The 285-nt window shown below is 43.5% G+C and carries 1 tRNA gene; it reads left to right on the plus strand.

The window, feature by feature from the left end:
• Positions 1–49 precede the first annotated feature (49 nt).
• Positions 50–126: transfer RNA gene (locus B7C41_RS19990), tRNA-Met, on the plus strand.
• Positions 127–285 lie beyond the last annotated feature (159 nt).

Here is a 285-nt window from a genome sequence, read left to right on the forward strand (position 1 = left end):
AATTAAATAGTTATAGGCTTTCTTGGTATTAATTATCAAGTCATTCGGACGCGGGATGGAGCAGCCTGGTAGCTCGTCGGGCTCATAACCCGAAGGTCGTCAGTTCAAATCTGGCTCCCGCAACCAACTTCTTACAAAAGTTTAAATTTGTAATTCTCTTATAACAGAATTAAATAGTTATAGGCTTTCTTGGTATTAATTATCAAGTCATTCGGACGCGGGATGGAGCAGCCTGGTAGCTCGTCGGGCTCATAACCCGAAGGTCGTCAGTTCAAATCTGGCTCC

The sequence above is a fragment of the Cognaticolwellia mytili genome, assembly GCF_002104475.1.
Taxonomy (GTDB): Bacteria; Pseudomonadota; Gammaproteobacteria; order Enterobacterales; family Alteromonadaceae; genus Cognaticolwellia; species Cognaticolwellia mytili.